The organism is Pseudomonas farsensis (assembly GCF_014268805.2).
Taxonomy (GTDB): Bacteria; Pseudomonadota; Gammaproteobacteria; order Pseudomonadales; family Pseudomonadaceae; genus Aquipseudomonas; species Aquipseudomonas farsensis.
Genome location: NZ_JABWRF020000002.1, coordinates 1,023,589 through 1,049,063, shown reverse-complemented (window position 1 = coordinate 1,049,063; position 25,475 = coordinate 1,023,589). Strand labels below are relative to the sequence as shown.

The window sequence follows — 25,475 nt, the reverse complement described above, 5'->3', positions numbered from 1 at the left end:
CGTCGCATTTGTGTAGTTTTACTACTACCCATGGCGCGCAAAAGCATGAAATGCGAATCCATTTGTAGTAAAACTACACCGCGCCGGATGACTGTCCGGTATTCCAAGAATTCACGACGTCTGCCCATAAGGCCAGTCGCAAACTCAGGCCATCGATTCTGGTGGCCTTTCCGCCCTGGAGCAAGCCATGCAAGACCTCGATCCAATCGAAACCCAGGAATGGCTGGATGCCCTGGAGTCGGTCCTCGACAAAGAAGGCGAAGACCGCGCTCATTACCTGATGACCCGTATGGGCGAGCTGGCCACCCGTAGTGGTTCGCAGCTGCCATATGCCATCACCACGCCATACCGCAACACCATCCCTGTCACCCACGAAGCACGCATGCCTGGCGACCTGTTCATGGAACGCCGCATCCGCTCGCTGGTGCGTTGGAACGCCTTGGCCATGGTCATGCGCACCAACCTGAAAGACTCGGACCTGGGCGGCCACATCTCGAGCTTCGCCTCCAGCGCCACGCTATACGATATCGGCTTCAACTACTTCTTCCAGGCCCCGACCGAAGAACACGGCGGCGACCTGGTGTTCTTCCAGGGCCACGCCTCGCCTGGCGTCTACGCCCGCGCCTTCATGGAGGGCCGCATCAGCGAAGACCAGATGAACAACTTCCGCCAGGAAGTGGACGGTAACGGCCTGTCGTCGTACCCGCACCCTTGGCTGATGCCTGACTTCTGGCAGTTCCCGACCGTCTCGATGGGCCTTGGCCCGATCCAGGCGATCTACCAGGCCCGCTTCATGAAGTACCTCGAAGCGCGCGGCTACATCCCGGCCGGCAAGCAGAAGGTCTGGTGCTTCATGGGCGACGGCGAGTGCGACGAGCCGGAATCCCTGGGCGCGATCTCCCTGGCTGGCCGCGAGAAGCTGGACAACCTGATCTTCGTCATCAACTGCAACCTGCAGCGCCTCGACGGCCCGGTTCGCGGCAACGGCAAGATCATCCAGGAACTCGAAGGCGTGTTCCGTGGCGGTGGCTGGAACGTCAACAAAGTCGTCTGGGGCCGTTTCTGGGACCCACTGCTGGCCAAGGACACCAACGGTGCCCTGCAGCGCCGCATGGACGAAGTCATCGACGGCGAGTACCAGAACTACAAAGCCAAAGACGGCGCGTACGTTCGTGAGAACTTCTTCAACACCCCGGAACTCAAGGCCATGGTCGAAGACCTGTCCGACGACGAGATCTGGAAGCTCAACCGTGGCGGCCACGACCCGTACAAGGTCTACGCGGCGTATCACCAGGCGGTCAACCACAAAGACCAGCCAACCGTGATTCTGGCCAAGACCATCAAGGGTTACGGCACCGGTGCTGGCGAAGCCAAGAACACCGCGCACAACACCAAGAAGGTCGACGTCGACAGCCTGCGTCACTTCCGTGACCGCTTCGACATCCCGGTCAAGGATGCCGACCTCGAAAACCTGCCGTTCTTCAAGCCAGAAGAAGGCTCCGCCGAAGCCAAGTACCTGGCCGAGCGCCGTGCTGCCCTGGGCGGTTTCGTGCCTCAGCGCCGTGCCAAGAGCTTCAGCATCCCGACCCCGCCACTGGAAACCCTCAAGGCAATCCTGGACGGCTCGGGCGACCGTGAAATCTCCACCACCATGGCTTTCGTGCGCATCCTGGCGCAGTTGGTCAAGGACAAGGAAATCGGCCAGCGCATCGTCCCGATCATCCCGGACGAAGCCCGTACCTTCGGTATGGAAGGCATGTTCCGCCAGTTGGGCATCTACTCGTCGGTCGGCCAGCTCTACGAGCCAGTCGATAAAGACCAGGTGATGTTCTACCGCGAAGACAAGAAGGGCCAGATCCTCGAAGAAGGCATCAACGAAGCCGGCGCCATGTCGTCGTTCATCGCTGCCGGTACTTCGTACAGCTGCCACAACCAGCCGATGCTGCCGTTCTACATCTTCTACTCGATGTTCGGTTTCCAGCGTATCGGTGACCTGGCCTGGGCCGCTGGCGACAGCCGCACCCGTGGCTTCCTGATCGGCGGTACCGCCGGCCGTACCACGCTGAACGGCGAAGGCCTGCAGCACGAAGACGGTCACAGCCACATGATGGCGGGCACCATCCCGAACTGCCGCACCTATGATCCGACCTACGGCTACGAGCTGGCGGTGATCATCCAGGACGGCATGAAGAAGATGACCGAAGAGCAACAGGACATCTTCTACTACATCACCGTGATGAACGAATCCTACCAGCAGCCAGCCATGCCGGCCGGTGTCGAGGAAGGCATCATCAAGGGCATGTACCTGCTCGAAGAAGACACCAAGGAAGCGGCGCACCACGTCCAGCTGATGGGCTCCGGCACCATCCTGCGTGAAGTCCGCGAAGCGGCGAAGATCCTGCGTGAAGAGTTCAACGTCGGTGCCGACGTGTGGAGCGTCACCAGCTTCAACGAACTGCGTCGCGACGGCCTGGCCGTAGAGCGCGCCAACCGCCTCAAGCCTGGTCAGAAGCCTCAGCAGAGCTATGTTGAAGAGTGCCTGACCGGCCGCAAAGGTCCGGTTATCGCGTCCACCGACTACATGAAGCTGTTCGCCGAACAGATTCGCCAGTGGGTGCCGAGCAAAGAGTTCAAAGTCCTGGGTACCGACGGTTACGGTCGCAGCGACAGCCGCAAGAAGCTGCGTCACTTCTTCGAAGTCGACCGCCACTTCGTGGTGCTGGCTGCCCTGGAAGCCCTGGCTGACCGTGGCGAGATCGAACCCAAGGTTGTGGCTGACGCCATCGTCAAGTTCGGCATCGACCCGGACAAGCGCAACCCACTGGACTGCTGAGGAGTATTTTTAAGTGAGCGAACTCATTCGCGTACCTGACATCGGCAGCGGTGAAGGTGAAATCATCGAGCTGTTCGTCAAGGTCGGTGACCGTATCGAGGCCGACCAGAGCCTGCTGACCCTGGAGTCCGACAAGGCCTCCATGGAGATCCCGGCGCCCAAGGCCGGTATCGTCAAGGAACTGAAGGTCAAGCTGGGCGACCGCCTGAAAGAAGGCGACGAGCTGCTGGTTCTGGAAGCGGAGGGCGCTTCGGCGTCCGAAGCGCCGGCTGCTGAAGCCGCGCCTGCCCAGGCTGCTGCACCTGCACCTGCCGCCGAAGCCGCACCGGCCCCAGCACCTGCTGCAGCCCCGGCTGCTGCCAGCGTGCAGGACATCCACGTGCCGGACATCGGCTCGTCGGGCAAGGCCAAGATCATCGAAGTGCTGGTCAAGGCCGGCGACACCGTCGAAGCCGACCAGTCGCTGATCACCCTGGAGTCCGACAAGGCCTCCATGGAGATCCCGTCGCCTGCCGCTGGCGTGGTGAAGGAAGTGATCTGCAAGCTGGACGACGAAGTCGGCACCGGCGACCTGATCCTCAAGCTGGAAATCGCAGGTGCTGCACCTGCTGCTGCCCCGGCTCCGGCCGCTGCTGCCGCTCCGGCCAAGGCTGAAGCTGCGGCACCTGCCGCTGCTGCCCCGGCTGCCCCGGCTGCTGCTCCGGCTGCAACCGCGCCGGCTGCTGGCAACAACGCCAAGGTGCACGCCGGCCCAGCCGTGCGTCAGCTGGCCCGTGAATTCGGCGTCGAACTGGGTGCTGTGTCGGCCACTGGCCCGCACGGTCGCATCCTCAAGGAAGACGTGCAGGTTTACGTCAAAGCCATGATGCAAAAGGCCTCGGCCGCACCGGCAGCTGCCGGCGCAACCGGCGGCGCTGGCATCCCGCCGATTCCGGTGGTCGACTTCAGCAAGTTCGGCGAAGTCGAAGAAGTGGCCATGACCCGCCTGATGCAGGTCGGCGCCGCCAACCTGCACCGCAGCTGGCTGAACGTGCCACACGTTACCCAGTTCGACTCGGCTGACATCACTGAGCTGGAAGCTTTCCGCGTTGCCCAGAAAGCCGTTGCAGAGAAGGCCGGCGTCAAGCTGACCGTCCTGCCACTGCTGCTCAAGGCCTGCGCCTTCCTGCTCAAGGAACTGCCAGACTTCAACAGCTCGCTGGCACCAAGCGGCAAAGCTGTCATCCGCAAGAAGTACGTGCACATCGGCTTTGCCGTGGACACCCCGGATGGTCTGCTGGTCCCGGTGATCAAGAACGTCGACCAGAAGAGCCTGCTGCAACTGGCTGCCGAAGCTGCGGCGCTGGCTGAAAAAGCCCGCACCAAGAAACTCTCGGCCGATGACATGCAGGGCGCCTGCTTCACCATCTCCAGCCTCGGCCACATTGGCGGCACCGGCTTCACGCCGATCGTCAACGCGCCGGAAGTGGCGATCCTCGGTGTTTCCAAGGCAACCATCCAGCCAGTCTGGGATGGCAAGGCCTTCCAGCCCAAGCTGATGCTGCCGCTGTCGCTGTCGTACGATCACCGTGTGATCAACGGCGCCGCCGCCGCACGCTTCACCAAGCGCCTGGGCGATGTGCTGACCGACATCCGCACCATGCTGCTGTAACCAGCAGCCAACCGGCCTGCCACTGCGCAGGCCGGTCCTGTTTCGAGCTGCCACGCTCGTACCTCAACCCCGCCAATTGGCGGGGCTTTTTTTGCCTGCCGCTTTCACGCCCGCAGCGCAGCCTAAAACCCCGCGCACGAACTACAGATGTCGCCCACTTGGCCGACAACCTGTTCACAGCATCCCTCATGGCCGCTTGCCAGCGCTGGGGGACATGATGCACCCTTGCCCAAAGCGCCGCCGCATAGCCCGTGGCCCGCCGCGCCAACCGCCTTGTTCAAGCGAGTCTTCGATGAAAAGCCAACCCGATGCCGCCAGCCGAGTGGCGGCCGAGGTCGTCACGCAGCTCCCCGTGCCCTCGCGGCTCGGCATGCTGCGTTTCGAACGGCTCAACGAAGCCAGCTGGGCCATGCTTTACGTCGACCCGAACTGCGAACGGCAATTCGGCCTGGCCGCTGCCGAACTGTGCAACCTGATCAATGCACCGTACGCCAGCCTCATGGAGCCCGAGGCGCGCTACAAGCTGCACGATGACATCCAGTCGCAACTGGCGCAGCGCAACCACTATCGGGTGCGCTACACCCTGCACTGCGGCCCCGAGCCGCTGCGCCTGCTCGAAGTCGGCGAGAGCTACAAGCAGCATAATCGGCAACTGCTGCGCGGCTACCTGACGGTGCTCGACGACCAGCCGATGGACGGCCCGCAACTCGACGCCAACGACCTGGAATCGCGCAACAGCCGCCTGCAACTGGCCCTGCAGCTCAACCAGCATGCGCAGCAGGAACAACTGGAGCACCTTGAGCGGGTACGGGCGCAGCAGGACCTGATCCTGCGCCTGGCGCGCCAGCGCTACAGTGTCGGCAACTCGTTGCTTGAGGCCGCACAGTTGATCACCCGCAGCGCCTGCGAAATCTACAACGTCGATTGCGCGAGCATCTGGTACCTGAACGAGCAGCGGCTGGAGCCGATCAGCGCCTGGTACCGCATCGAACAGCAGCACCGCCTGCCCGAGGCGATCGACGCCAGCCGCTTCCCTGATTACCTCGAAGCCCTGCACGCCAGCCGCGCCATCGACGCGCACAACGCCAGCCACGACCCGCGCACCCGCGAGATGTCCGAGCTGCTGCACGGCGACATCGACAACGCCATGCTCGATGCCAGTATCCGCATCGATGGCCAAGTGGTTGGCGTGCTGTGCCTGGAGCAGTCGGGCAAGGCCCGCGCCTGGCAGTCCGACGAAATTGCCTTTGCCGGCGAGCTGGCCGACCAGTTTGCCCAGGTCATCAACAACCACAACCGGCGCACGGCCGCCAGCGCCCTGCACCTGTTCCAGCGTGCGGTCGAGCAAAGCGCCAGTGCGTTCTTGCTGGTCAATTGCGACGGCGTGGTGGAATACGTCAACCCAAGCTTCACCGCCATCACCCAGTACAGCACCGACGAGGTCCAGGGCCACCACCTGGCCGAGCTGCCGGCGCTGGAAAACCTCAGCGAGCTGCTGTTCGATTCGCCGTCGAGCCTGGCCATGGGCAACAGCTGGCAGGGCGAATTCAAAAGCCGGCGCAAAAACCTCGAACCCTACTGGGGGCAACTGTCGATTTCCAAGGTGTATGGCGACAACCGCGAGTTGACCCATTACATCGGCATCTACGAAGACATCACCCAGAGCAAGCTGGCCCAGCAGCGCATCGAGCGCCTGGCCTATACCGACAACCTGACCACCCTGGGCAACCGCCCGGCGTTCATCAGAAGCCTCGACGAACGCTTTGCCCGCGACAGCGCCAGCCCCATCTGCCTGCTGCTGGTGGACATCGACAATTTCAAGCGCATCAACGACAGCCTTGGCCACCAGACCGGCGACAAGCTGTTGATCAGCCTGGCCCGGCGCCTGCGCAACAGCCTGAACAGCGGCGGCAGCCTGGCGCGCTTTGCCAGTAACGAATTTGCCGTGCTGCTCGATGACACCACCTTGGAAGACGGCCAGCGTGTTGCCCAGCAACTGCTGCGCACACTCGACAAACCGATGTTCGTCGACAACCAGCTGATCAACGTCACCGCCTCCGTGGGCCTTGCGTGCGCCCCGCTGCACGGCGCCGACCCGGCCACGCTGATGAAAAACGCAGGCCTGGCCCTGCACAAGGCCAAGGCCAACGGCAAGCATCAGGTGCAGGTGTTCACCGAGGTGCTCAATGCCGAGGCCAGCTACAAGCTGTTCGTCGAGAACAACCTGCGCCGCGCGCTGACCCAGAACGAGCTGGAAGTCTTCTACCAGCCCAAGCTGTGCCTGCGCAGTGGTCGCCTGCTGGGGCTGGAGGCGCTGCTGCGCTGGAACCACCCGGAGCGCGGCATGATCCGCCCCGACCAGTTCATCAGCGTGGCCGAAGAAACCGGGCTGATCATCCCCATTGGCAAATGGGTGGTGCGCCAGGCCTGCCGCATGAGCCAGCAACTGCGCGAGGACGGCCTGGGCAACCTGCACGTGGCGATCAACCTGTCGCCCAAGCAGTTCTCCGACCCGGAGCTGGTGAATTCCATTGGCAGCATCCTCAAGGAAGAAGCCCTGCCGCCGCACCTGCTGGAGCTTGAGCTCACCGAAGGGCTGCTGCTTGAGGCCAGCGAAGACACCCACCGCCAGCTCGACGAGCTCAAGGCACTGGGGCTGACCCTGGCGATGGACGATTTTGGTACTGGCTACTCGTCGCTGAGCTATCTGAAAAAGTTTCCGATCGACATCATCAAGATCGACCGCAGCTTCATCAACGAGATCCCGGACAACCAGGACGACATGGAGATCACCTCGGCGGTGGTGGCCATGGCCCACAACCTCAAGCTCAAGGTGGTTGCAGAAGGCATCGAGACGCCGGCGCAACTGGCCTTCCTGCGCCGGCACCGCTGCGATGTGGGCCAGGGGTATCTGTTCGACCGGCCAATTCCGGGGCGTGAGCTGAGCGAGAAGCTGCGCCGCTATCCGCGCGGGCCTCTGGCCTGACAGCGGCGTAAAGCTCGGGCACTATAGACACCATCACTTGCTGTCTGGGGCTGCTATGCAGCCCTATCGCAGGCTGGCGCCAGCTCCACAGGGACCGCGGCGCCCCTGTAGGAGCTGGCGCCAGCCTGCGATAGGGCCGCACAGCGGCCCCAGGTTCTTGAATATCAAACAGAGGAACGGCCATGGTCCTGCGTTCGGAAATCCTGGTGAACAAAAACGTCATGCCTACTGCGGAGCAAGCTTTGCCTGGCCGCGAAACGCCAATGACGCTGCCCGAGTTCCACTACGTGTTCAAAGACACCCCGCTGCTGGGCCCATTCTTTGAAGGCAGCGTCGACTTCGCGATCTTCGGCCTGGGCTGCTTCTGGGGCGCCGAGCGCCGCTTCTGGCAGCGTGAAGGCGTGGTCAGCACCGTGGTGGGCTATGCCGGCGGCTTTACCCCTAACCCCACCTACGAAGAAGTCTGCTCGGGCCTGACCGGCCACACCGAAGTGGTGCTGGTGGTGTTCGACAAGGACAAAGTCAGCTACCGCGAGCTGCTGGCGATGTTCTGGGAGCTGCACAACCCAACCCAAGGCATGCGCCAGGGCAACGACGTCGGCACCCAGTACCGCTCGGCCATCTACTGCACCTCGCCTGAGCAACTGGCAGAAGCCAAGGCCAGCCGCGATGCCTTCCAGGCCGAGCTGAGCAAAGCCGGCTTCGGCGAAATCACCACCGAAATCGACCAGGCGCCAACGGTGTACTTCGCCGAGGCGTACCACCAGCAGTACCTGGCCAAGAACCCCAACGGCTATTGCGGCATCGGCGGCCTGGGCGTGTGCCTGCCGCCCAGCCTGCAAGGGAACTGAGCCATGATCCTGTTCCATTCGCCCTTGTCGCCGTTTGTGCGCAAGGTAATGGTGGTGCTGCACGAGACCGGCCAACTCGACCGGGTCACCCTGCAGGCGGTTAACATCAGCCCGGTCAACGGTGACGAGCAGCTCAACCAGGGCAACCCGATCGGCAAGATCCCTGCCCTGCGCCTGCAGGACGGCAGCGTGCTGCACGACAGCCGGGTGATCTGCGAGTACCTCGACACCCAGCACGTCGGCGACCCGTTGCTGCCGCGCGAAGGCTCGGCGCGCTGGCGCCGGCTGACGCTGGCCTCCCAAGCCGATGCGATCATGGATGCAGCCGTGGGTACACGGTACGAAACCTTCCTGCGCCCTGCCGACAAGCAGTGGGACGGCTGGGTGGCGGCGCAGAGCGAGAAGATCCGCCGCAGCCTGGCCAACCTCGAACAGGAGCACCTTGCCGAGCTGGCGTCGGGGTTTGACCTGGCCGCCATCGGGGTGGCCTGTGCGCTGGGTTACCTGGACTTGCGTCAGCCTGAGTTCGGCTGGCGTGAGCGCCAGCCGGGGTTGGCGGCATGGTATGCCGAGGTGAGCCAGCGGGCGTCGATGCTGGCGACCTTGCCGCAGACCTGAAGGCGCTCTTCGCGGGGCTTGCAAGAGAACCTGTGGGATCTATGGTTTCTCTATGGTTTTGTGCAAGCTGGTGGTGGCCTCATCGCAGGCTGTCGCCAGCTCCCACAGGTTCAAGGCAAGGCCTCGATGTTGCGACTGTGCGCGGTCTCTGTGGGAGCTGGCGCCAGCCTGCGATGAGGCCGGTGCAGCGGGCACATAACCGCCGTGAGCTGCATCGCCCCGCGATGGCGTCAACTGGCCCTTACCGGAAACAACTGCCCAATCCTCAGCGCCAACCAGCGCCCCAGTTCGCGATCCTCCCTCATACCCCCCTCCCCACGCGCGACCAGTCCAGACGGCGGGTCAGCACCATGAACACACCCAACAGGCCGAAGCACAGCAGCGAGCCCATCAACAGCGCGTAATCCTCGGCGCTAAGCAAGCCGTAGAGCATGGCGTACAACGCCGATAGCCCCGCGGCAAAGCCCACCCCTCGGCCGACACTGTGCAGCACATGGCTCAGGTAGAAGCCCAGCAACAGCACACAGGCCGATGCTGACAAGCCATACGCCAGGGCAAAGCCCAGGTGCTCGGACAGCGACAGCAACAGCAGGTAGAAGAACGCCAGGGCGGCGCCGACCAGGATGTACTGCACCGCATGCACGCTCAGGCTTTTGAGCACCTCGAACAGGAAGAAGCCGGCAAAGGTAAGGGCAATGAACAGCAGCGCGTATTTGATTGCCCGCTCGCTCTTCAGGTATTGGTCCACCGGGTCGACGAAGCTCACGCCAAAGGTGGTGCCCAGGTAGGTGTTGCACGCCTCCGGGCTTACGCAGCGGCTCAGTGCGTCTTCCAGGTTGGTGGCAAAGAACGAGGTCTGCCAGTGGGCGCTGAAGCCAGTTTCGTCAATGGCGCGACGGGTAGGCAGGTACCTGCCGATGAAGCTTGGGTGCGGCCAGTTGGCGCGCATGGCCACGGTGCTGCTGCGGCCTACCGGCAGCACATGCAGTTGGCCGGTGCCTTGCAGCGCCAGGTCAAAACCGTAGTTGAATTCATGCGCCTGCTTGCCGTCGAGTTGTGGCAGCGCCACGTGGACACCACCGCGCATCCAGTCCAGGCCGGTGCCGGCTTCGAAAGCCAGGCGCTGGTCGTCGATGGTCAGTTCAGGGGTGTTTTCGATGCCACGGATGTCACTGATACCCACCACCAGGTACGGCTTGTCGAAGCGGTAGTCGTCGAAGTCCTTCTCGATGCCCCAGCGCTCGGGCAGCTTGAAGCGGCCCTTGAGGTGGCCCTTGGCGTGGAACAGCCGGGCCTGATAAATGCCCCGGGCGCGCAGTTCGGTCTCGATGCCGAGGTCGGCATCGAAGGTTTCTGGCAGGAAGTACAGGTTGCCGTTGAGGGTGTAGGTTTCCTGGGTGCTCTGGCCGTCCTTTTCGATCCAGCGGCGTTCGTATTTGCGGTAGGGCACGACCAGCATCGGGCCGCTGATCTGTTGCTCGAAGCTTGAGCTGCGGGCGATGTCGCGCACTACGTCGTCGCGTAGTTGCTGGCGTTCATCGATCACCCCGGCAATCATCATCAGCGGGATCAGCAGCAACAACATCAGCACGGCGATGGTGCCGAGCTTGAAACCCAAGGTCTTGTTCATTGGTGAGGCTCCATGTGCGATGCCGGGCAGTGTCTGCCGGCTGCGTGGAGCCAGTGAGGCGGGTTTGTGTGGATTGTGTGGAGAATTTACACCGCTCTGGCCCTATCGCAGGCTAGCGCCAGCTCCCACAGAGCTCGCCCATTCCCATATCAATGCCGTCTACTCGGTCAATGTAGGAGCGGCCTTGTGTCGCGAAAGGGCTGCGAAGCAGCCCCAGCGATTCTGGTGGGAGCTCAGATCCTGGGGCTGCTTCGCAGCCCTTTCGCGACACAAGGCCGCTCCTACACAATCAAAAGCGACTTGCCCGAAACCATAGAATCTCCCACAGAGATCGCACACAGTCGCAAAATTGAGGCCTTGCCCAGTTCACTGTAGGAGCTGGCGCTAGCCTGCAATAGGGCCAGAACCGGCTAGCTCAGCCGCCGCGCAGGCAACCACAGGCGTACGCGCACCCCGCCTTCGACGTTTTCCACCGCCAGCGCCCCGCCGTGCAGCTGCATCACTTCGGCGACAAAGTTCAGCCCAAGCCCGGTGCTCTTACGCCCGGTGCCGGGCCTTGGCAGCGAATAGAAGCGCTCGCTCACCCGCGCCAGCGCATAGTCCGGGATCGCCGGCCCCTCGTTGTACACACTCAATGCCACCCGCTCCCCGGCAGGCTCCAGTGCAATGCGCAGCGCCCCTGCCGGCGGGGTGAAGTCCAGCGCATTGTCGAGCAGGTTGGCCAGCGCCTGGCGCATCAAAAACGGGTCGCACAGCAGTTGCGTGCCTGCTGGCACCTGCTGGCTGACCCGCACCCCGGCAGTGTCGATACGCGCTCCGTGGGCGGCCAATAACTCATCTGCCAGCACCGCCAGTGCCACCTGCTGCTCATCTTCCAGCGCCTGCATCTGTTCGACCCTGGCCAGGTTGAGCAGCCGCTCGATCATCTGCTGCAAGCGCTCGCTCTCGCGCTCGATATTGCCGGCAAAACGCGCCCGCTGTTCGGCCGGCATGTCCCCTTGCAGCAGTTCGGAGGCGCCGCGAATCGCCGCCAGTGGGCTCTTCAGCTCGTGGGTGAGCGTGTGCACGTATCGCTCGACATAGGCTTTGCCTTCAAGCTGGGTACGCATGCGTTCAACGGCGTTGGCCAAGTGCGCAAGCTCGCCACCTTTGTAATAGGGCACTGCCGCCCGCTCACCTTCGCTGACCGCCTGGGCATAGCGCGCCAGGCGCCGCAGCGAGCGCACCAGCCACCAGGACAATGCGGCGCCGACCAACAGGCCCATGCCGATCAAACCCAGACCAAGGTTCAGCAGGCGTTGCTCGGAGCGGTCGATATAGGGCTGTAGCGAGCTGTTGGGCTTGGCCACGGTCACAACGCCGATGATCTTGCCGTCATCGGTGATCGGCGCGGCCACGTGCATCACCGAGGTGCTCTCGTCGTCGGCAACGCTGCGGGTTGAGCGCGCGCCGTATTGGCCGCGCAGGGTCAGGTAGACGTCATTCCACCGCGAATAATCCTTACCGACCGCCTCGCCGTTGGAGTCGAGCAGCACCATGCCATTGGCGTCGGTGACATAGATGCGGTGGCTGACCTGGTGCTTGGCCAGGCCCCAGATCTGCGCGCCGGGGCTGCGCAGGCCGTAGGCCTTGAGCACGCGCGGCAACTGGCTTTGCGCCAGGGTACCGGCCTTGACGTCGTCATGCAGAATCTCGGCCAGCAGGTTGGCGGTGTCGACCAGGGTTTCTTCGGAGGACTGGCGCACCACCGGACGGATCTGTTCGCGCACGGTATTGAGCAAAAAGTAACCTGCCAACCCGACAAACAGGAAGTACACCAGGAAGATGCGAATGCCTAAGCGCATCAGGCGTGTTCCGGGCTGTAGCTATAGCCAAGGCCGCGGTGGGTCTGGATGGGCTCGGCATCGGCGGCAATCAGGCGCAGCTTGGCGCGCAGGCTCTTGATATGGCTGTCGATGGTGCGCTCGTAGCCCACGTCCGAGGCCACGCCCAGGCCATCGAGCAACTGCTCGCGGCTGAACACCCGCCGCGGCTGCTCCAGCAAGCACTGCAGCAGGCGGAATTCGTGGCGGGTCAGGTTAAGCGGCTGGCCCCGGTAGGCGATGCGCATGGCCAGGGTGTCGAGCTGGAACGGCGTGCTTTCAGCCACAGGTTCCAGCCGCGGCGCCATGCGCTTGAGGATGGCGCGCACCCGAGCGGCCACTTCACGCGGGCTGAAGGGTTTGACGACATAGTCGTCGGCGCCGATTTCCAGCCCCAGCACCCGGTCGATTTCAGCGTCGCGGGCGCTGAGGAACATCACCGGCACCTCGCTGAAGCGGCGCAACTGGCGGCAGGTTTCGAAACCGCTGATATCGGGCAGGCCGATATCGAGGATGACGAGGTCTGCCGGGCGCAGGCGATGCTGCTCGACGGCAGCGCTGCCCAGGCTCACCCATTCGGTGCTGTGGCCGTCGGCCTGCAGGGCATAGACCAGCGTGTCGGCGATGGAAGTTTCGTCTTCGACGATGAGAATGTGGGGCATGGCGTCCGGCCTTGCTGGGGCAAAGGCTGGACTTTGAAGCAAGTGAGCTGGCCTGTGCAAATTTTGCTGCAGGCCCGGCCCCGAGGCTGCTGCGAACGGGCGCAAAGCGCCCCCCGACAATCTCAAGCCAAGCGCAATCAGCAGCCCGGCTTGCCCGCGGTGTACTTCTGCGCGGGGTCCACAGCGGCCTTGAATTCTTTCAACGCCTTGGAGCCCACCAGCAGCGGGTAATTGAAGCTGCTGCGGTCAACCAGGTTGACCTCCACGGTACGTTTCACATCACCCAGGCACAGCTCCAGGTCCACTACCGGGCGGTGCGAAAGCTCGGGCGCATCGCCCTCCTCGTCCTCTTCGGCGCGGTTCTTGATTTTGCTGATACGCGACACCTGGTGCTCGTAGACCTTGCCATCGGCGTCCTTGGTCGCCAGACGAAAGCGCACCCACTCCTCGCCATCGCGCTTGAACAGCTCGATGTCCTTGGCCGACAGCGAAGCGGTGTAGGCGCCGGTGTCCATCTTGGCCTTGAGCGTCTCGCCAAGCTCCGGCAGCTTGATGCGCTCGTAACGGCCATACAGGGTTGGGTCGGCGGCCATGACCGGCAGCGCCAGAAGGGACAACAGGGCTAGCAGAGGTTTCACGGGGCAGGCGTCCTTGAAAAGAGTCAGTGCTTAGACTGCGCGGGCAGCATAGGTTCGTTGTCACAGGTTAAACAACACAATGTGAAACATTTGTCCCATCCAGCGGGCACTGGACGTTTGGCGTAGGCCACCGGCGTGCTTATCATTGCCACCTGTATCTTTCACACAACAAGAGTTTCCCTATGCGTCGCCTGCTGACCGGCATCCTTACCTTGACCCTGCTGCTGCTCAACACGTTGGTGATGATCGGCCCGCTGCTGGCCTTCGCCCTGCTCAAGCTGGTGCTGCCCGGCCGCTGGCGCGACCAGGCCTCGGCGGCGGTCATGTGGATCGCCGAAGCCTGGTCGGAAGTCGACAAGGCCATCTTCGCCCTGTGCATTCCCACGCAATGGGACATTCGCGGCGCCGAAAACCTGGGCAAGCACACCTCGTACCTATGCGTCAGCAACCACCAGAGCTGGGTGGACATTCCTGCGCTGATCGAAAGCCTCAACCGCCGCGTGCCGTTCTTCAAGTTCTTCCTCAAGAAAGAGCTGATCTGGGTACCGCTGCTGGGCCTGGCCTGGTGGGGCCTGGACTACCCGTTCATGAAGCGCTACAGCAAGGCGTTTCTTGAGAAGCACCCCGAGCTCAAAGGCAAGGACCTGGAAATCACCAAAGCGGCCTGCGAGCTGTTCAAGCGCCAGCCGGTCACCGTGGTCAACTACCTCGAAGGTACCCGTTTCACAGAGGCCAAACGCGCCCAGCAGCAGTCGCCCTACCGTAACCTGCTCAAGCCCAAGGCCGGTGGCGTGGCCTTTGTGCTGGCAGCACTGGGCGAGCAGCTCGATGCGTTGCTGGACGTCACCATCGTCTACCCCGGCAACCAGGCGCCGGGGTTCTGGGCACTGCTCGACGGCAGTATCAGCCGGGTGATCATCGACATCCGCGTGCGCGAGCTTGAGCCTGCGCTGTGCAGCGGTGATTACGAGAACGACCCGGCGTTTCGCCAGACGCTGCAGGCCTGGGTGAACGAACTGTGGGCGCAGAAGGATCAGCGGATCGACCAATTGCGTGCCGAGCAACGTGGGAGCGGGCTTGCCCCGCGATAGCGGCATATCAGCCAACGGGTGCGCACCTCTGGCGGGGCCCGCTCACATCGGTTATCTGCAACCCTGCGCCGGCCTCATCGCAGGCTAGCGCCAGCTCCCACAAAGACCGCGCACGACCACACTATCAAGGGCTGGCCCGGGTTCCTGTGGGAGCTGGCGACAGCCTGCGATGAGGCCAGACCGGCTGCACAAAACCATGGATCCCACAGCAGTTCAGACCGACGGCTGAGCTGATGGCGCTGGAACGGTCCACAGGCTCCCAAGGTTCTGCAACAACGACGCTGCGACCCCCTGCTGCCCCAGATACTGAAGAATCAACGGCGCAAACTGCCCGATCATGCCAGTGTCCATGCCCAGTGCCTTGAAGGCACTGTCGAGGTCGCTGCGGTCTTCCACTTCACTTCCCAGCGCGTTGCCCAACAGCGACGCGCTCTTGTCATCGCCCAGCAACTGCCCCAGCCCGCCCAGTGCGTTGGCGCCGGAGAGCAGGTCCAGCCCCGGTACCGCCTTGGTCAGTTGAGCATACTCGTCGCCGTTGAGGTTGTTGCGCGCCAGCCCCAGCATGGCCCCGGCACCGCCGATAGCTTGTTCGGGGGTGATTTTCAGCTCGCTGCCCAGCGTGTTGAGCAGGTTGGCCTGGGCCGCCGGGGCCTGCACCTGGGCGCCCTGATTGTGGTTTTGCGTCGCCGACACCGCATTGGCGACATCGCTCAGGTTGAAGGCGAACACTGGGCTTGCGGCCAGGGTCATCAGGGTTGCCAGGGTGAATGCTTTCATCGGGAAGGACCTCAACGGCCGGAATGGCCGGGAAACGAGGCATTCGACTGAGGGGCCGGACCTTTGTTCCAGGCCGGTGGTCGGCGGTGCCAGCGCGACAGCGGGCTTGCATCGCGACCACGCCTACCTAGCATTTTTGTCAGTAGCCGCAAGCCTGTTCCCTGTTCAATATCCTCTTGTAACGCCGCTCACCCACTGCAGAAGGAGATTCCCATGAAAGGGCAGTCGAATAATATGCTCTTCTTTTACAAGGGCAAAAATTTGGGCACTGTCATCCAAGGCCTGCAGCGGCGCTCCATCGTTCGCACTCGCGATATGTTGCTGGCCGAGCAACAGACTACAGATGCCGGCGGGGCGAATTTATTAGCTACGGACCAACAAGGGTCGGTCCTTACTGTGCAGGCAGATACCGACGATGAACACCACAGGTTCACGCCATACGGACACGATCCAACGTTAAATTCCGAGAAAAATCTCACAGGCTTCACGGGTGAGTATTTAGAAGCTCTGTCGCATTACTACTTGCTGGGTACTGGTTACCACCGTAGCTATCACCCAGCACTCATGCGCTTTGTGTCACCCGACAGTGTCAGCCCTTTTGCTGAAGGCGGAATAAATGCATATGCCTATTGCGGCGGCGACCCTGTGAACCGCATAGATCCCTCTGGCCAGAACTGGTTTACTAGCCTATTCAAAGGAATAGGAAACGCTTTACATTTCCGCAGGCCTGGCTCCTCCAAGGTTTCACCCACTGTTGGCCCGACGGCCGAGCAAAAAATAGCAACAGGCCAAAATAGCCCAAACTCTCGCGCCTTGCCGTCTTATACAGAACAACCCGGGGCCAATGAAACAACCATCACTAAAGCAAAAGACCTTCTACAGAAAGATCTAGACGCAAATCAAAAAGAACTACACCAACAGCAAATATCCAACAATAGATCTATACTCAAAATCCTGATAAAGGATCATAAAGGAAAAAAAATCAGCAAATCAGAAATAGCAGAACTAAACGAGCGTCTCAATGCTTCGAAAATTGCAAAAGATAAGGCAGCCATTATTAGGAGCAGGACTGACCCGGTACCACCTCCGCCCTATAGCCCCAATAATCGATAGGCCCGATAATAAAGCCCCTCAACAGAGGGGCTTTATTACTTCACATCACGCCGCACTAAACGTCTTGTGCGGATCAATCACAAACTTTTTCGGCACGCCGGCATCGAACTCGCCGTAGCCTTCCGGCGCCTGATCCAGGCTGATCACCTGCACGCCCACCACTTCGGCAATGTTGATGCGGTCCCACATGATCGCCTGCATCAGCTGGCGGTTGTACTTCATGGTTGGGGTCTGGCCGGTGTGGAAGCTGTGCGATTTGGCCCAGCCCAGGCCAAAGCGGATGCTCAGTGCGCCGATTTTGGCAGCGGCATCTACCGCGCCTGGGTCTTCGGTCACATACAGGCCCGGAATACCGATGTTGCCGGCTACGCGGGTCACCTGCATCAGCGAGTTCAGCACAGTGGCGGGGGCCTCGTGCTTGGCGCCTTCATGGCCGTGGCCGCGGGCTTCGAAGCCGACGGCGTCAACGGCGCAGTCCACTTCTGGCTCGCCCAGAATGTCGATGATCTGCTCGTGCAGCGGGGTGTCCTTGGACAGGTCGACCACCTCAAAGCCCTGGGACTTGGCGTGGGCCAGGCGCAGCGGGTTGAGGTCGCCGACGATCACGCAGGCCGCACCCAGCAGGCGCGCCGAGGCGGCAGCGGCAAGGCCGACGGGGCCGGCACCGGCTACATAGACGGTGCTGCCAGGGCCGACGCCTGCGGTAACTGCGCCGTGGTAACCGGTGGGCAGGATGTCTGACAGGCAGGTCAGGTCGCGGATTTTCTCCATGGCCTTGTCGCGGTCAGGCAGTTTCAGCAGGTTGAAGTCGGCATACGGTACCAGCACGTATTCGGCCTGCCCGCCGGTCCAGTCGCCCATGTCGACGTAGCCGTAGGCGCCACCGGCGCGGGCCGGGTTTACAGTCAGGCAGACGCCGGTGTGCATTTCTTTGCAGGAGCGGCAGCGGCCACAGGCGACGTTGAATGGCACCGACACCAGGTCGCCGATTTTCAAACGCTCGACGTCGCGGCCAAGCTCGATGACTTCACCGGTGATTTCGTGGCCCAGCACCAGGCCGACCTGGGCAGTGGTGCGGCCGCGGACCATGTGCTGGTCGGAGCCGCAAATGTTGGTGGAAACCACCTTGAGGATCACGCCGTGCTCGATCTTCTTGCCGCGCGGGTCCTGCATCTTGGGGTAGTCGATATTCTGTACCTCGACCTTGCCAGCGCCGCGATACACCACTCCACGATTACCAGACATGCTCTTACCTCGCTTGATTTGTATTTATGCAGCGTTGGTTGAACCCGCCGCCATCCATGGGCGGCATGTGTTACTGGATAAGGGAATTGTGGGCTTGATGGGGGACGGGGCAGTGACTGGTTGCGACAGGGGGATGCCTGTTTGCGGCGCGCCGCGCTGGCGCAGAGAGCGGGGACACGAGGCTGGCTGACTAGCATTTCTATCAGTACCCACTGGCCAGGCGTGCATGTACCATCCGACCAAGACCGCAAAGCGCCGCGGCAACAATCAGGAGCCTCTGGTGAAAGCGCAAGCGTGCATCACACAAGTTTTCTACCAGAATGGTATTCCGGTAACTGTAAGGCAGCAGGACCAACACCATGTACTCCTACGCGCCGCCAATATGCTCCTGGCCGAGCTGGCGGCCGGTGCCAGGCAGGCCACAGCCCTTCTGGAAAACGACCATAACGGCTCCGTCCTGCATGTGCAGCCCGGCAGCGGCGAGGGTGAAAACCATTGCTTCACAGCCTATGGGCATGCCGCGTCACAGCCTTCGACGCGCACGCTGGCAGGGTTCAACGGCGAATGCATCGACGCCCTGACGGCAGGTTACTTATTGGGAAATGGCTACAGGCTGTACATGCCCGCGCTGAGGCGATTCAACGCGCCGGACAGTTGGAGCCCTTTTGATGCGGGTGGCATAAATACTTACGCCTACTGTGGCTGTGACCCTGTCAATCGTGATGATCCTTCAGGCCACGTTATTGGATTCAAAACGCGAACCCATGGCTACAGGACGCAATTCCGTCCTTCTCTAGTACGAGCGCGCTCGCCCATCAAGATAAATGTCCCCAGAGAAATGGCCTTGCACGACGACCACTTGCTCGACAAGGTACTGGACTACCTGCCGGACGGAGCCCTCAACAATTTGAGCAAGGCCGACCCAGCACTAGAACCATGGATCGCAAAACGCTCTTCAAGAAACCTTGACGTTTTCATGGCGTCACCTCAATTCGAAGACCTCGCCTCAGTCATTGAAAACCCGGGGCTCGGCATCCGTAAAGAGGAGGCACGTGAAAGAGTGCATAGCCAGATCATGAAAAACCAGAACCCTGAGCTGACTGCTTATCTAAATCTGTTCAACCCGGCCGCCAACACATTGTCTCGAGGCACGAGCCGTATACGGGACCCGTCCCAATAATTCACGCTGGGCCGTGATAACGTGACAGCGCAAAACAGGACTCCATTAACCGGATCTGCTCGCGCCCCCAATTTCAAAGAACAACCGTCCGATTGGCGTTCAAGAACACCCGCTTCTCAATGTGATACCCCACCGCCCGCGCCAGGGTCAGGCATTCGATATCGCGCCCCTTGGCAATCAGGTCTTCGGGGTAGTGGCTATGGTCCACCACCTCGACGCCCTGGGCGATGATCGGGCCTTCGTCGAGGTCGTTGTTGATGTAGTGCGCGGTGGCACCGACCATCTTCACACCCTTGTTGTAGGCCTGGTGGTAAGGCTTGGCGCCCTTGAAGCCGGGCAGCAGCGAGTGGTGAATGTTGATTGCCCGGCCATCGAGCTGGCGACACAGCTCCGGCGACAGCACCTGCATGTAGCGGGCAAGGATCACCAGCTCCGCACCGGTATCCTCGATCACCTGCAACACCTTGCGCTCCTGCGCCGGTTTGTCATTGGGGTCGAGGGCGAAGTGGTAGTAGGGAATCTTGTGCCAATGCGCCAGGGGCTCAAGGTCGGGGTGGTTGGAGACCACCGCCACCACGTCCATGCCCAACTGGCCGATGCGCTGGCGATACAGCAAATCGTTCAGGCAATGGTCGGCCTTGGACACCATGATCACCACCTTGGGGCGGTGATTGGGCGCGATCAGCTCGAACGCCATGCCGAACGCTTCACTGCGCTCGGCAAGGCCTGCGCGAAACGCATGTTCGTCGAAACCGTCCGGGGCGCGGAATTCCACGCGAATGAAAAACCGCCCCGACAGCCGGTCGTCGAAGGAGTGGTGCTCGGTGACGTAGCAGCGCTGCTCATAGAGGTGACGCGTCACCACATCGACGGTGCCGAGCATGCTCGGGCAGTCGGCAGTGAGAATCCAGGTGTCCGGTGCCCGACTCATGCTGTGTACTCCTTAGGCTTCGATGGCCAGGCCGTACTCGGCCGAGGCGTCCTGCAACCACAGCCACCAGTAGTCGGAGAAGCTGCGGCGCACCACCAGTTCCCAGGTGTCTTCGCCGGTGCGGCGGATCACCAGTTGCGACTTGGCGAACACCGTGCCCACCGCCTTGCCCACCGGGAAGTTGTTTGGGTGAACATCATAGCTGGTGGATTTCATCAGCACTTCGCGTACGTTCGGGCCGCGCAGTTCCAGCAAGCTCTGCCCGCCACTGACGTTGACGATCTGAATGTGCTGGCCGTCGAGGGCCTCGCGCAGCTTCTGCTCGACCGCAAACTCCTGGCCGCCAGGCACGATCAACAGCCACTCGTCGGGGCCGACCCATTGCAACGACGTGTCGCCGTTGGCAACCACGGTCAGCGCCACCGGTAGCTCAAGGCCCAGGGCCTTGTGCACGCCGCCGGCGAAGGCCTGGTCATGGCCATCACCACGCAGGGTCAGGTGGCCGAGGAATTTCTTTTCACGCAGGGTCACGCCTGCGTTGTTGCGGCCTTTGCCGACCAGGCTGGCCAGGTCGGCGTGGTGCAGTGGCGACTGGGCCTTGGCGTCGGCGCCGGGGTTTTGCTGGTAGACGTTGATAGCGCTCATTTGTTACCTGCCTTGAATTCTTGTGGGTCAGATCGACATCGGCACCGTGGGAGCGGGCTTGCCCCGCGATGGGGGCGTCGAGGCCTCCATTGCATCGCGGGTCAAGCCCGCTCCGACAGTGTCCGCTGTCACCAGCCGGGGCCTTAGACGTTCTGCCGCTCACCCTTCGGATCGAAGAACACCGAAGACACGATTTCTGCCTCGATCACGCTGCCATCGGCCTGCGGCGAATACACCCGCTCGCCCATGCGCTTCAGGCCGCCCTTGACTACACCCATGGCGAACGAATAGCCCAGGGAGTTGGAGGCGTAGCTGGAGGTGACGTGGCCAACCATGTCCATCGGGATCGGCTGCTTGGGGTCGAACACCAACTGGGCGCCTTCGGGCAGCCACACGTTCGGGTCCACAGGCTTGAGGCCGACCAGCTGCTTGCGGTTCTCGCGCACCACGTCCTCACGGTTCATGCCACGCAGGCCAATCCACGAGTACGGTTTGTTGCGGCCCACACACCAGCTCATGTTGAGGTCATCGGCGGTCATCGAACCGTCGGTGTCCTGGCCAACGATGATGAAGCCCTTCTCGGCGCGCAGTACGTGCATGGTCTCGGTGCCGTACGGGGTCAGGTTGTACTTCTTGCCGGCCTCGACGATCTTTTCCAGTACGCCCATGGCGTAGTTGGCCTGCACGTTGACTTCGTACGACAGCTCGCCGGTGAACGAGATGCGGAACACCCGGGCCGGCACGCCGCCGACCTTGCCTTCCTTCCAGGTCATGAACGGGAAGGCTTCCTTGTCCATGTCGATGTCGGTCAGTTCGCTGAGCAGCTTGCGGCTGTTCGGGCCAGACAAGGTCATGGTCGCCCAGTGGTCGGTCACCGAGGTGAAGTACACCTTCAGCTCCGGCCATTCGGTTTGCAGGTACAGCTCCATCCACTGCAGTACGCGGGCCGCGCCGCCGGTGGTGGTGGTCATGATGAAGTGGTTGTCGGCGACGCAGGCAGTGACGCCGTCGTCGAAGACCATGCCATCTTCCTTGCACATCAGGCCGTAGCGCGCCTTGCCCACATCGAGCTTGGTCCAGGCGTTGGTGTAGATGCGGTTGAGGAATTCACGGGCATCCGGGCCCTGGATGTCGATCTTGCCCAGGGTCGAGGCGTCGAGCAGGCCGACGCTGTCACGCACGGCCTTGCACTCGCGGGCAACGGCGGCGTGGATATCTTCACCGGCTTTAGGGAAGTACCACGGGCGCTTCCACTGGCCGACGTCCTCGAACTCGGCGCCGTTCTTCACGTGCCAGGCATGCAGGGCGGTAAACCGCACCGGCTCGAACAAGTGGCCACAGTGACGGCCCGCGACCGCGCCGAAGGTCACCGGCGTGTAGTTGGGGCGGAACATGGTGGTGCCCATCTGCGGGATGCCGATGCCCAGCGAACGGGCGGCAATGGCCAGGCCATTGATGTTGCCCAGTTTGCCCTGGTCGGTGCCAAAACCCAGCGCGGTGTAGCGTTTGACGTGCTCGACCGATTCGAAGCCCTCGCGGGTCGCCAGCTCGATAGCTGCGGCGGTGACGTCGTTCTGCTGGTCGACGAACTGTTTGGGCGCACGGGCAGTGCCCTTGTCGTGCGGGACCTGGAACAGTGCCAGGGTGGCCTCTTCCTTGCGCGCCACGGTTTTCGGCACGTTGCCGACGCTGGCCTTGAAGCCTGCTTCGGTGGCCGCGCGAGCGCCGCCTTCAAAACCATCGGCAATGGCATCGGCCAGTGGATAAACGCCATTGATACCGCCGACACACACACGTTTTTGCGGCGCATCGCCCGGTACGAAGCCGAGGATGTCTTCACGCCACACCGGGCGGCCGCCCAGGTGCGAAGCCAGGTGGACCACCGGGCTGTAGCCGCCGGAAGTCGCCACCAGGTCGCAGTCCAGCCATTCGCCGGGGCTGGTGACTTTGTGCGCTTGCGTGTCGATGGCGGCAACGCGGGCACCGGTAACGTGCTTGCTGCCGCGCGACTCGATCACAGCGCTGGAGGTCAGGATACGGATGCCTTTGGCGCGGGCTTCTTCAACCAGCGAACCGCGCGGGTTGTGTCGGGCATCGGCGATGGCCACCACTTGCAGGCCGGCATCATGCCAATCCAGGGCTGCACGGTAGGCATGGTCGTTGTTGGTCGACAGCACCAGCTTGCGGCCCGGCGCCACGCCATAACGGCGCACGTAGGTGGAAACGGCGCCGGCCAGCATGTTGCCCGGCAGGTCGTTGTTGCCGTACACCAGCGGGCGCTCGTGGGCGCCGGCGGCCAGCACCACGCGGTTGGCCCGCACACGGTGCACACGCTGGCGCACCTGGCCAATCGGGGCGCGGTCGCCGAGGTGGTCGGTGAGGCGCTCGTGGATGGTCAGGAAGTTGTGGTCGTGGTAGCCGTTGACGGTGGCCCGTGGCAGCAGGGTGACGTCTGGCAGCGCTTCGAGTTCGGCAACCACCGCGGCAACCCACTCAGCGGCAGGCTTGCCGTCGAGGGTTTCGCGGGTGTCGAGCAAGGTGCCGCCGAACTCTTCCTGTTCATCGGCCAGAATCACCCGAGCACCGCTGCGCGCAGCCGCCAGGGCCGCGGCCAGGCCAGCAGGGCCGGCGCCGACGATCAGCACGTCGCAGTGCTGGTTCATGTAGTCGTAGCTGTCCGGGTCGTTCTGCAGCGGTGCACGGCCAAGGCCGGCTGCCTTACGGATGTACTTCTCGTAGGTCATCCAGAACGATTTGGGGTACATGAAAGTTTTGTAGTAGAAGCCCGGCGGCATCATGCTGCCGCCCACCTTGCCCAGGATGCCCATGACGTCGGTGTTGACGTTCGGCCAGCCGTTGGTGCTGGTGGCTACCAGGCCCGAATACAGCGCCTGCTGGGTGGCACGCACGTTAGGGATCTGGGTGGCTTCGCTGGAACCGATCTGCAGGATGGCGTTCGGCTCTTCGGTACCTGCGGCAATGATGCCGCGTGGGCGCGAGTACTTGAAGCTGCGCCCAACGATATCCACACCGTTGGCCAGCAGCGCGGCGGCCAGGGTGTCGCCGGCATAGCCTTGGTAGGTCTTGCCGTTGAAGCTGAAGTTCAGCACCTTGCTGCGGTCGATACGGCCGCCGCTGGCGAGGCGATAGGTCTGGCTCATACTTTTTCCCCTTGGCCCTTGGCGATCACAGGCGCGGCTTCTTGCTTGTCGGCAGCGGTGACCTGAGGCTTCTCGCCGATCTTGTAGGTTTCCAGAATTTCGTAGGTCACGGTGTCGCGGGTGACGTTGAAGTACTGGCGGCAGCCGGCGACGTGGTCCCACAGTTCGTGGTGGATACCACGCGGGTTATCACGGAAGAACATGTACTCGCCCCACTCCTGGTCGGAGCAGGAAGCCGGGTCCAGCGGGCGCGCGATATGCGACTGGCCCGAAGCGTGGAATTCTTCCTCGGAGCGCAACTCGCCGCAGTGGGGACAGAAAATGTGCAACATGACGGTTGTCTCCGGGTCAGTGGGCGACGGCAGCAGCGCCGTGTTCGTCGATCAGTGCGCCGTTGTAGAAGCGGTCCATGGAGAACGGCGCGGCCAGCGGGTGCATCTCGCCTTTGGCAAGGCTTGCGGCAAACACGTTGCCCGAGCCCGGAGTCGCCTTGAAGCCGCCGGTACCCCAGCCGCAGTTGAAGAACAGGTTCTTCACCGGGGTCTTGGAGATGATCGGGCAGGCGTCCGGCGAGGTGTCGACGATCCCGCCCCATTGGCGGTTCATGCGCACCCGCGAGAGGTTGGGGAACATCTCGACGATGGCTTGCAGGGTGTGCTCGATGACCGGGTACGAACCGCGCTGGCCGTAGCCGACCCAGCCGTCGATACCGGCGCCGATCACCAGGTCGCCCTTGTCGGACTGGCTGATGTAGCCGTGCACGGCGTTGGACATGATCACGCTGTCGATGATCGGCTTGATCGGCTCGGAAACCAGCGCCTGCAACGGGTGCGACTCAAGCGGCAGGCGGAAGCCGGCAAGCTTGGCCATGTGCCCGGAGTTACCGGCAGTGACCACGCCGACGCGCTTGGCGCCGATGAACCCCTTGTTGGTCTCGACGCCAATCACCGCGCCGTTTTCCTTGCGGAACCCGGTCACTTCGGTCTGCTGGATCAAGTCCACGCCCAAGGCGTCTGCGGCCCGGGCAAAGCCCCAGGCCACGGCGTCGTGACGGGCCACGCCGCCACGGCGTTGTACGGTGGCGCCGAGGATCGGGTAGCGGGTGTTCTTGGAGCAGTCCAGGTACGGAATCTCGGCCGCCACCTGGGCGGTGTTAAGCAATTCGCCATCTACGCCGTTGAGGCGGTTGGCCGAAACCCGGCGCTCCGAATCACGGATGTCCTGCAGGGTGTGGCACAGGTTGTAGACGCCGCGTTGGGAGAACATCACGTTGTAGTTGAGGTCCTGGGACAGGCCCTCCCACAGCTTCATGGCGTGCTCGTACAGGTGCGCCGACTCGTCCCACAGGTAGTTGGAACGCACGATGGTGGTGTTACGGGCGGTATTGCCGCCGCCCAGGTAACCCTTCTCGATCACCGCGACATTGGTGATGCCGTGTTCCTTGGCCAGGTAGTAAGCCGTCGCCAGGCCGTGGCCGCCACCGCCGACGATAATCACGTCGTAGACCTTTTTAGGGGTCGGCGTGCGCCACATGCGCTGCCAGTTCTCGTGGTGGCTGAGGGAGTGCTTGAAAAGGCCGAAGCCCGAATAGCGTTGCATGG

General features: G+C 62.5%; 19 protein-coding genes. 8 read left to right on the top strand and 11 right to left on the bottom strand.

Annotation, left to right across the window (positions count from 1 at the left end):
- The first annotated feature begins 187 nt into the window (after positions 1-187).
- From aceE to HU719_RS13980, 5 genes are all read left to right on the top strand, one after another.
- A complete protein-coding gene (gene aceE, locus HU719_RS14000) occupies positions 188-2,833 on the top strand; it encodes a pyruvate dehydrogenase (acetyl-transferring), homodimeric type (protein WP_186522897.1) in 2,646 nt (881 codons plus the stop codon).
- A gap of 13 nt (positions 2,834-2,846) precedes the next feature.
- Positions 2,847-4,484: a dihydrolipoyllysine-residue acetyltransferase gene (gene aceF / locus HU719_RS13995; protein ID WP_186522895.1), complete on the top strand. Its 1,638-nt coding sequence runs from the start codon at positions 2,847-2,849 to the stop codon at positions 4,482-4,484.
- 292 nt (positions 4,485-4,776) lie between these two features.
- Positions 4,777-7,470 carry a putative bifunctional diguanylate cyclase/phosphodiesterase gene (locus tag HU719_RS13990; RefSeq protein ID WP_186536868.1) on the top strand — a complete coding sequence of 898 codons (2,694 nt, stop codon included), beginning with the start codon at positions 4,777-4,779 and terminating at the stop codon, positions 7,468-7,470.
- A 182-nt stretch (positions 7,471-7,652) separates the two neighbouring features.
- Positions 7,653-8,321: a peptide-methionine (S)-S-oxide reductase MsrA gene (msrA, locus tag HU719_RS13985; protein ID WP_186522891.1), complete on the top strand. Its 669-nt coding sequence runs from the start codon at positions 7,653-7,655 to the stop codon at positions 8,319-8,321.
- A 3-nt stretch (positions 8,322-8,324) separates the two neighbouring features.
- The gene (locus tag HU719_RS13980) at positions 8,325-8,939 is read left to right on the top strand and encodes a glutathione S-transferase (RefSeq protein ID WP_186536867.1); all 615 of its coding nucleotides are present in this window, start codon (positions 8,325-8,327) and stop codon (positions 8,937-8,939) included.
- Positions 8,940-9,240: 301 nt separating this feature from the next.
- Here HU719_RS13980 and creD read toward each other — a convergent pair whose 3' ends face one another.
- The 4 genes from creD to rloA2 form a co-directional block, all read right to left on the bottom strand.
- Positions 9,241-10,569, bottom strand: a complete 1,329-nt coding sequence (gene creD, locus HU719_RS13975) for a cell envelope integrity protein CreD (protein WP_186536866.1) — start codon at positions 10,567-10,569, stop codon at positions 9,241-9,243.
- A 410-nt stretch (positions 10,570-10,979) separates the two neighbouring features.
- Complete coding sequence (gene creC, locus HU719_RS13970) at positions 10,980-12,413, bottom strand: two-component system sensor histidine kinase CreC (protein ID WP_186537219.1); 1,434 nt, start codon at positions 12,411-12,413, stop codon at positions 10,980-10,982.
- A complete protein-coding gene (creB, locus tag HU719_RS13965; protein WP_186537220.1) occupies positions 12,413-13,093 on the bottom strand; it encodes a two-component system response regulator CreB in 681 nt (226 codons plus the stop codon). The genes creC and creB overlap by 1 nt, the downstream gene beginning before the upstream one ends.
- Before the next feature lie 137 nt (positions 13,094-13,230).
- A complete protein-coding gene (rloA2, locus tag HU719_RS13960; RefSeq protein WP_186522446.1) occupies positions 13,231-13,731 on the bottom strand; it encodes a retropepsin-like aspartic peptidase RloA2 in 501 nt (166 codons plus the stop codon).
- 182 nt (positions 13,732-13,913) lie between these two features.
- Between rloA2 and yihG the strand changes: the two genes are divergently transcribed.
- Entirely contained in the window at positions 13,914-14,822 is a 909-nt protein-coding gene (yihG, locus tag HU719_RS13955; RefSeq protein ID WP_186522445.1) for a 1-acylglycerol-3-phosphate O-acyltransferase, YihG family, read from the top strand.
- A 213-nt stretch (positions 14,823-15,035) separates the two neighbouring features.
- Here the strand turns inward: yihG and HU719_RS13950 are convergent, their stop codons facing one another.
- The gene (locus HU719_RS13950) at positions 15,036-15,599 is read right to left on the bottom strand and encodes a DUF2780 domain-containing protein (RefSeq protein WP_186537221.1); all 564 of its coding nucleotides are present in this window, start codon (positions 15,597-15,599) and stop codon (positions 15,036-15,038) included.
- A 213-nt stretch (positions 15,600-15,812) separates the two neighbouring features.
- On the opposite strand from HU719_RS13950, the gene HU719_RS13945 reads away from it, so the two are divergent.
- Positions 15,813-16,712, top strand: a complete 900-nt coding sequence (locus HU719_RS13945) for an RHS repeat-associated core domain-containing protein (RefSeq protein ID WP_186537222.1) — start codon at positions 15,813-15,815, stop codon at positions 16,710-16,712.
- Between the two features lie 45 nt (positions 16,713-16,757).
- On the opposite strand, the gene fdhA is transcribed toward HU719_RS13945, so the two are convergent.
- Positions 16,758-17,957, bottom strand: coding sequence for a formaldehyde dehydrogenase, glutathione-independent (gene fdhA / locus HU719_RS13940; protein WP_186522442.1), 1,200 nt, complete (start codon positions 17,955-17,957; stop codon positions 16,758-16,760).
- 226 nt (positions 17,958-18,183) lie between these two features.
- Between fdhA and HU719_RS13935 the strand changes: the two genes are divergently transcribed.
- Positions 18,184-19,137 carry an RHS repeat-associated core domain-containing protein gene (locus HU719_RS13935; RefSeq protein ID WP_186522441.1) on the top strand — a complete coding sequence of 318 codons (954 nt, stop codon included), beginning with the start codon at positions 18,184-18,186 and terminating at the stop codon, positions 19,135-19,137.
- A 73-nt stretch (positions 19,138-19,210) separates the two neighbouring features.
- Here the strand turns inward: HU719_RS13935 and purU are convergent, their stop codons facing one another.
- The 5 genes from purU to HU719_RS13910 all read right to left on the bottom strand — a co-directional run bounded on the left by purU (position 19,211) and on the right by HU719_RS13910 (position 25,473).
- The gene (purU, locus tag HU719_RS13930; protein ID WP_186537223.1) at positions 19,211-20,068 is read right to left on the bottom strand and encodes a formyltetrahydrofolate deformylase; all 858 of its coding nucleotides are present in this window, start codon (positions 20,066-20,068) and stop codon (positions 19,211-19,213) included.
- Positions 20,069-20,080: 12 nt separating this feature from the next.
- On the bottom strand, positions 20,081-20,713 hold the full coding sequence (locus tag HU719_RS13925) for a sarcosine oxidase subunit gamma (RefSeq protein ID WP_186522430.1): 633 nt from the start codon (positions 20,711-20,713) through the stop codon (positions 20,081-20,083).
- A gap of 143 nt (positions 20,714-20,856) precedes the next feature.
- Positions 20,857-23,874, bottom strand: coding sequence for a sarcosine oxidase subunit alpha (locus HU719_RS13920; RefSeq protein WP_186537224.1), 3,018 nt, complete (start codon positions 23,872-23,874; stop codon positions 20,857-20,859).
- A complete protein-coding gene (locus HU719_RS13915; RefSeq protein ID WP_186537225.1) occupies positions 23,871-24,206 on the bottom strand; it encodes a sarcosine oxidase subunit delta in 336 nt (111 codons plus the stop codon). Before HU719_RS13915 ends, HU719_RS13920 begins: the two co-directional genes overlap by 4 nt.
- Before the next feature lie 16 nt (positions 24,207-24,222).
- Positions 24,223-25,473 (bottom strand): sarcosine oxidase subunit beta, encoded by a 1,251-nt coding sequence (locus HU719_RS13910; protein ID WP_186522423.1) that lies wholly within the window; start codon positions 25,471-25,473, stop codon positions 24,223-24,225.
- Positions 25,474-25,475: the final 2 nt, after the last annotated feature.

What these genes read in the sequence shown, in the direction of transcription:
- aceE (WP_186522897.1), top strand. Translation starts at nt 188, where the DNA reads ATGCAAGACCTCGATCCAATCGAAACCCAGGAATGGCTGGATGCCCTG.
- HU719_RS13990 (WP_186536868.1), top strand. Translation starts at nt 4,777, where the DNA reads ATGAAAAGCCAACCCGATGCCGCCAGCCGAGTGGCGGCCGAGGTCGTC.
- msrA (WP_186522891.1), top strand. Translation starts at nt 7,653, where the DNA reads ATGGTCCTGCGTTCGGAAATCCTGGTGAACAAAAACGTCATGCCTACT.
- HU719_RS13980 (WP_186536867.1), top strand. Translation starts at nt 8,325, where the DNA reads ATGATCCTGTTCCATTCGCCCTTGTCGCCGTTTGTGCGCAAGGTAATG.
- creD (WP_186536866.1), bottom strand. Translation starts at nt 10,569, where the DNA reads ATGAACAAGACCTTGGGTTTCAAGCTCGGCACCATCGCCGTGCTGATG.
- creC (WP_186537219.1), bottom strand. Translation starts at nt 12,413, where the DNA reads ATGCGCTTAGGCATTCGCATCTTCCTGGTGTACTTCCTGTTTGTCGGG.
- creB (WP_186537220.1), bottom strand. Translation starts at nt 13,093, where the DNA reads ATGCCCCACATTCTCATCGTCGAAGACGAAACTTCCATCGCCGACACG.
- yihG (WP_186522445.1), top strand. Translation starts at nt 13,914, where the DNA reads ATGCGTCGCCTGCTGACCGGCATCCTTACCTTGACCCTGCTGCTGCTC.
- HU719_RS13950 (WP_186537221.1), bottom strand. Translation starts at nt 15,599, where the DNA reads ATGAAAGCATTCACCCTGGCAACCCTGATGACCCTGGCCGCAAGCCCA.
- HU719_RS13945 (WP_186537222.1), top strand. Translation starts at nt 15,813, where the DNA reads ATGAAAGGGCAGTCGAATAATATGCTCTTCTTTTACAAGGGCAAAAAT.
- fdhA (WP_186522442.1), bottom strand. Translation starts at nt 17,957, where the DNA reads ATGTCTGGTAATCGTGGAGTGGTGTATCGCGGCGCTGGCAAGGTCGAG.
- HU719_RS13935 (WP_186522441.1), top strand. Translation starts at nt 18,184, where the DNA reads ATGTACCATCCGACCAAGACCGCAAAGCGCCGCGGCAACAATCAGGAG.
- purU (WP_186537223.1), bottom strand. Translation starts at nt 20,068, where the DNA reads ATGAGTCGGGCACCGGACACCTGGATTCTCACTGCCGACTGCCCGAGC.
- HU719_RS13925 (WP_186522430.1), bottom strand. Translation starts at nt 20,713, where the DNA reads ATGAGCGCTATCAACGTCTACCAGCAAAACCCCGGCGCCGACGCCAAG.
- HU719_RS13920 (WP_186537224.1), bottom strand. Translation starts at nt 23,874, where the DNA reads ATGAGCCAGACCTATCGCCTCGCCAGCGGCGGCCGTATCGACCGCAGC.
- HU719_RS13915 (WP_186537225.1), bottom strand. Translation starts at nt 24,206, where the DNA reads ATGTTGCACATTTTCTGTCCCCACTGCGGCGAGTTGCGCTCCGAGGAA.
- HU719_RS13910 (WP_186522423.1), bottom strand. Translation starts at nt 25,473, where the DNA reads ATGCAACGCTATTCGGGCTTCGGCCTTTTCAAGCACTCCCTCAGCCAC.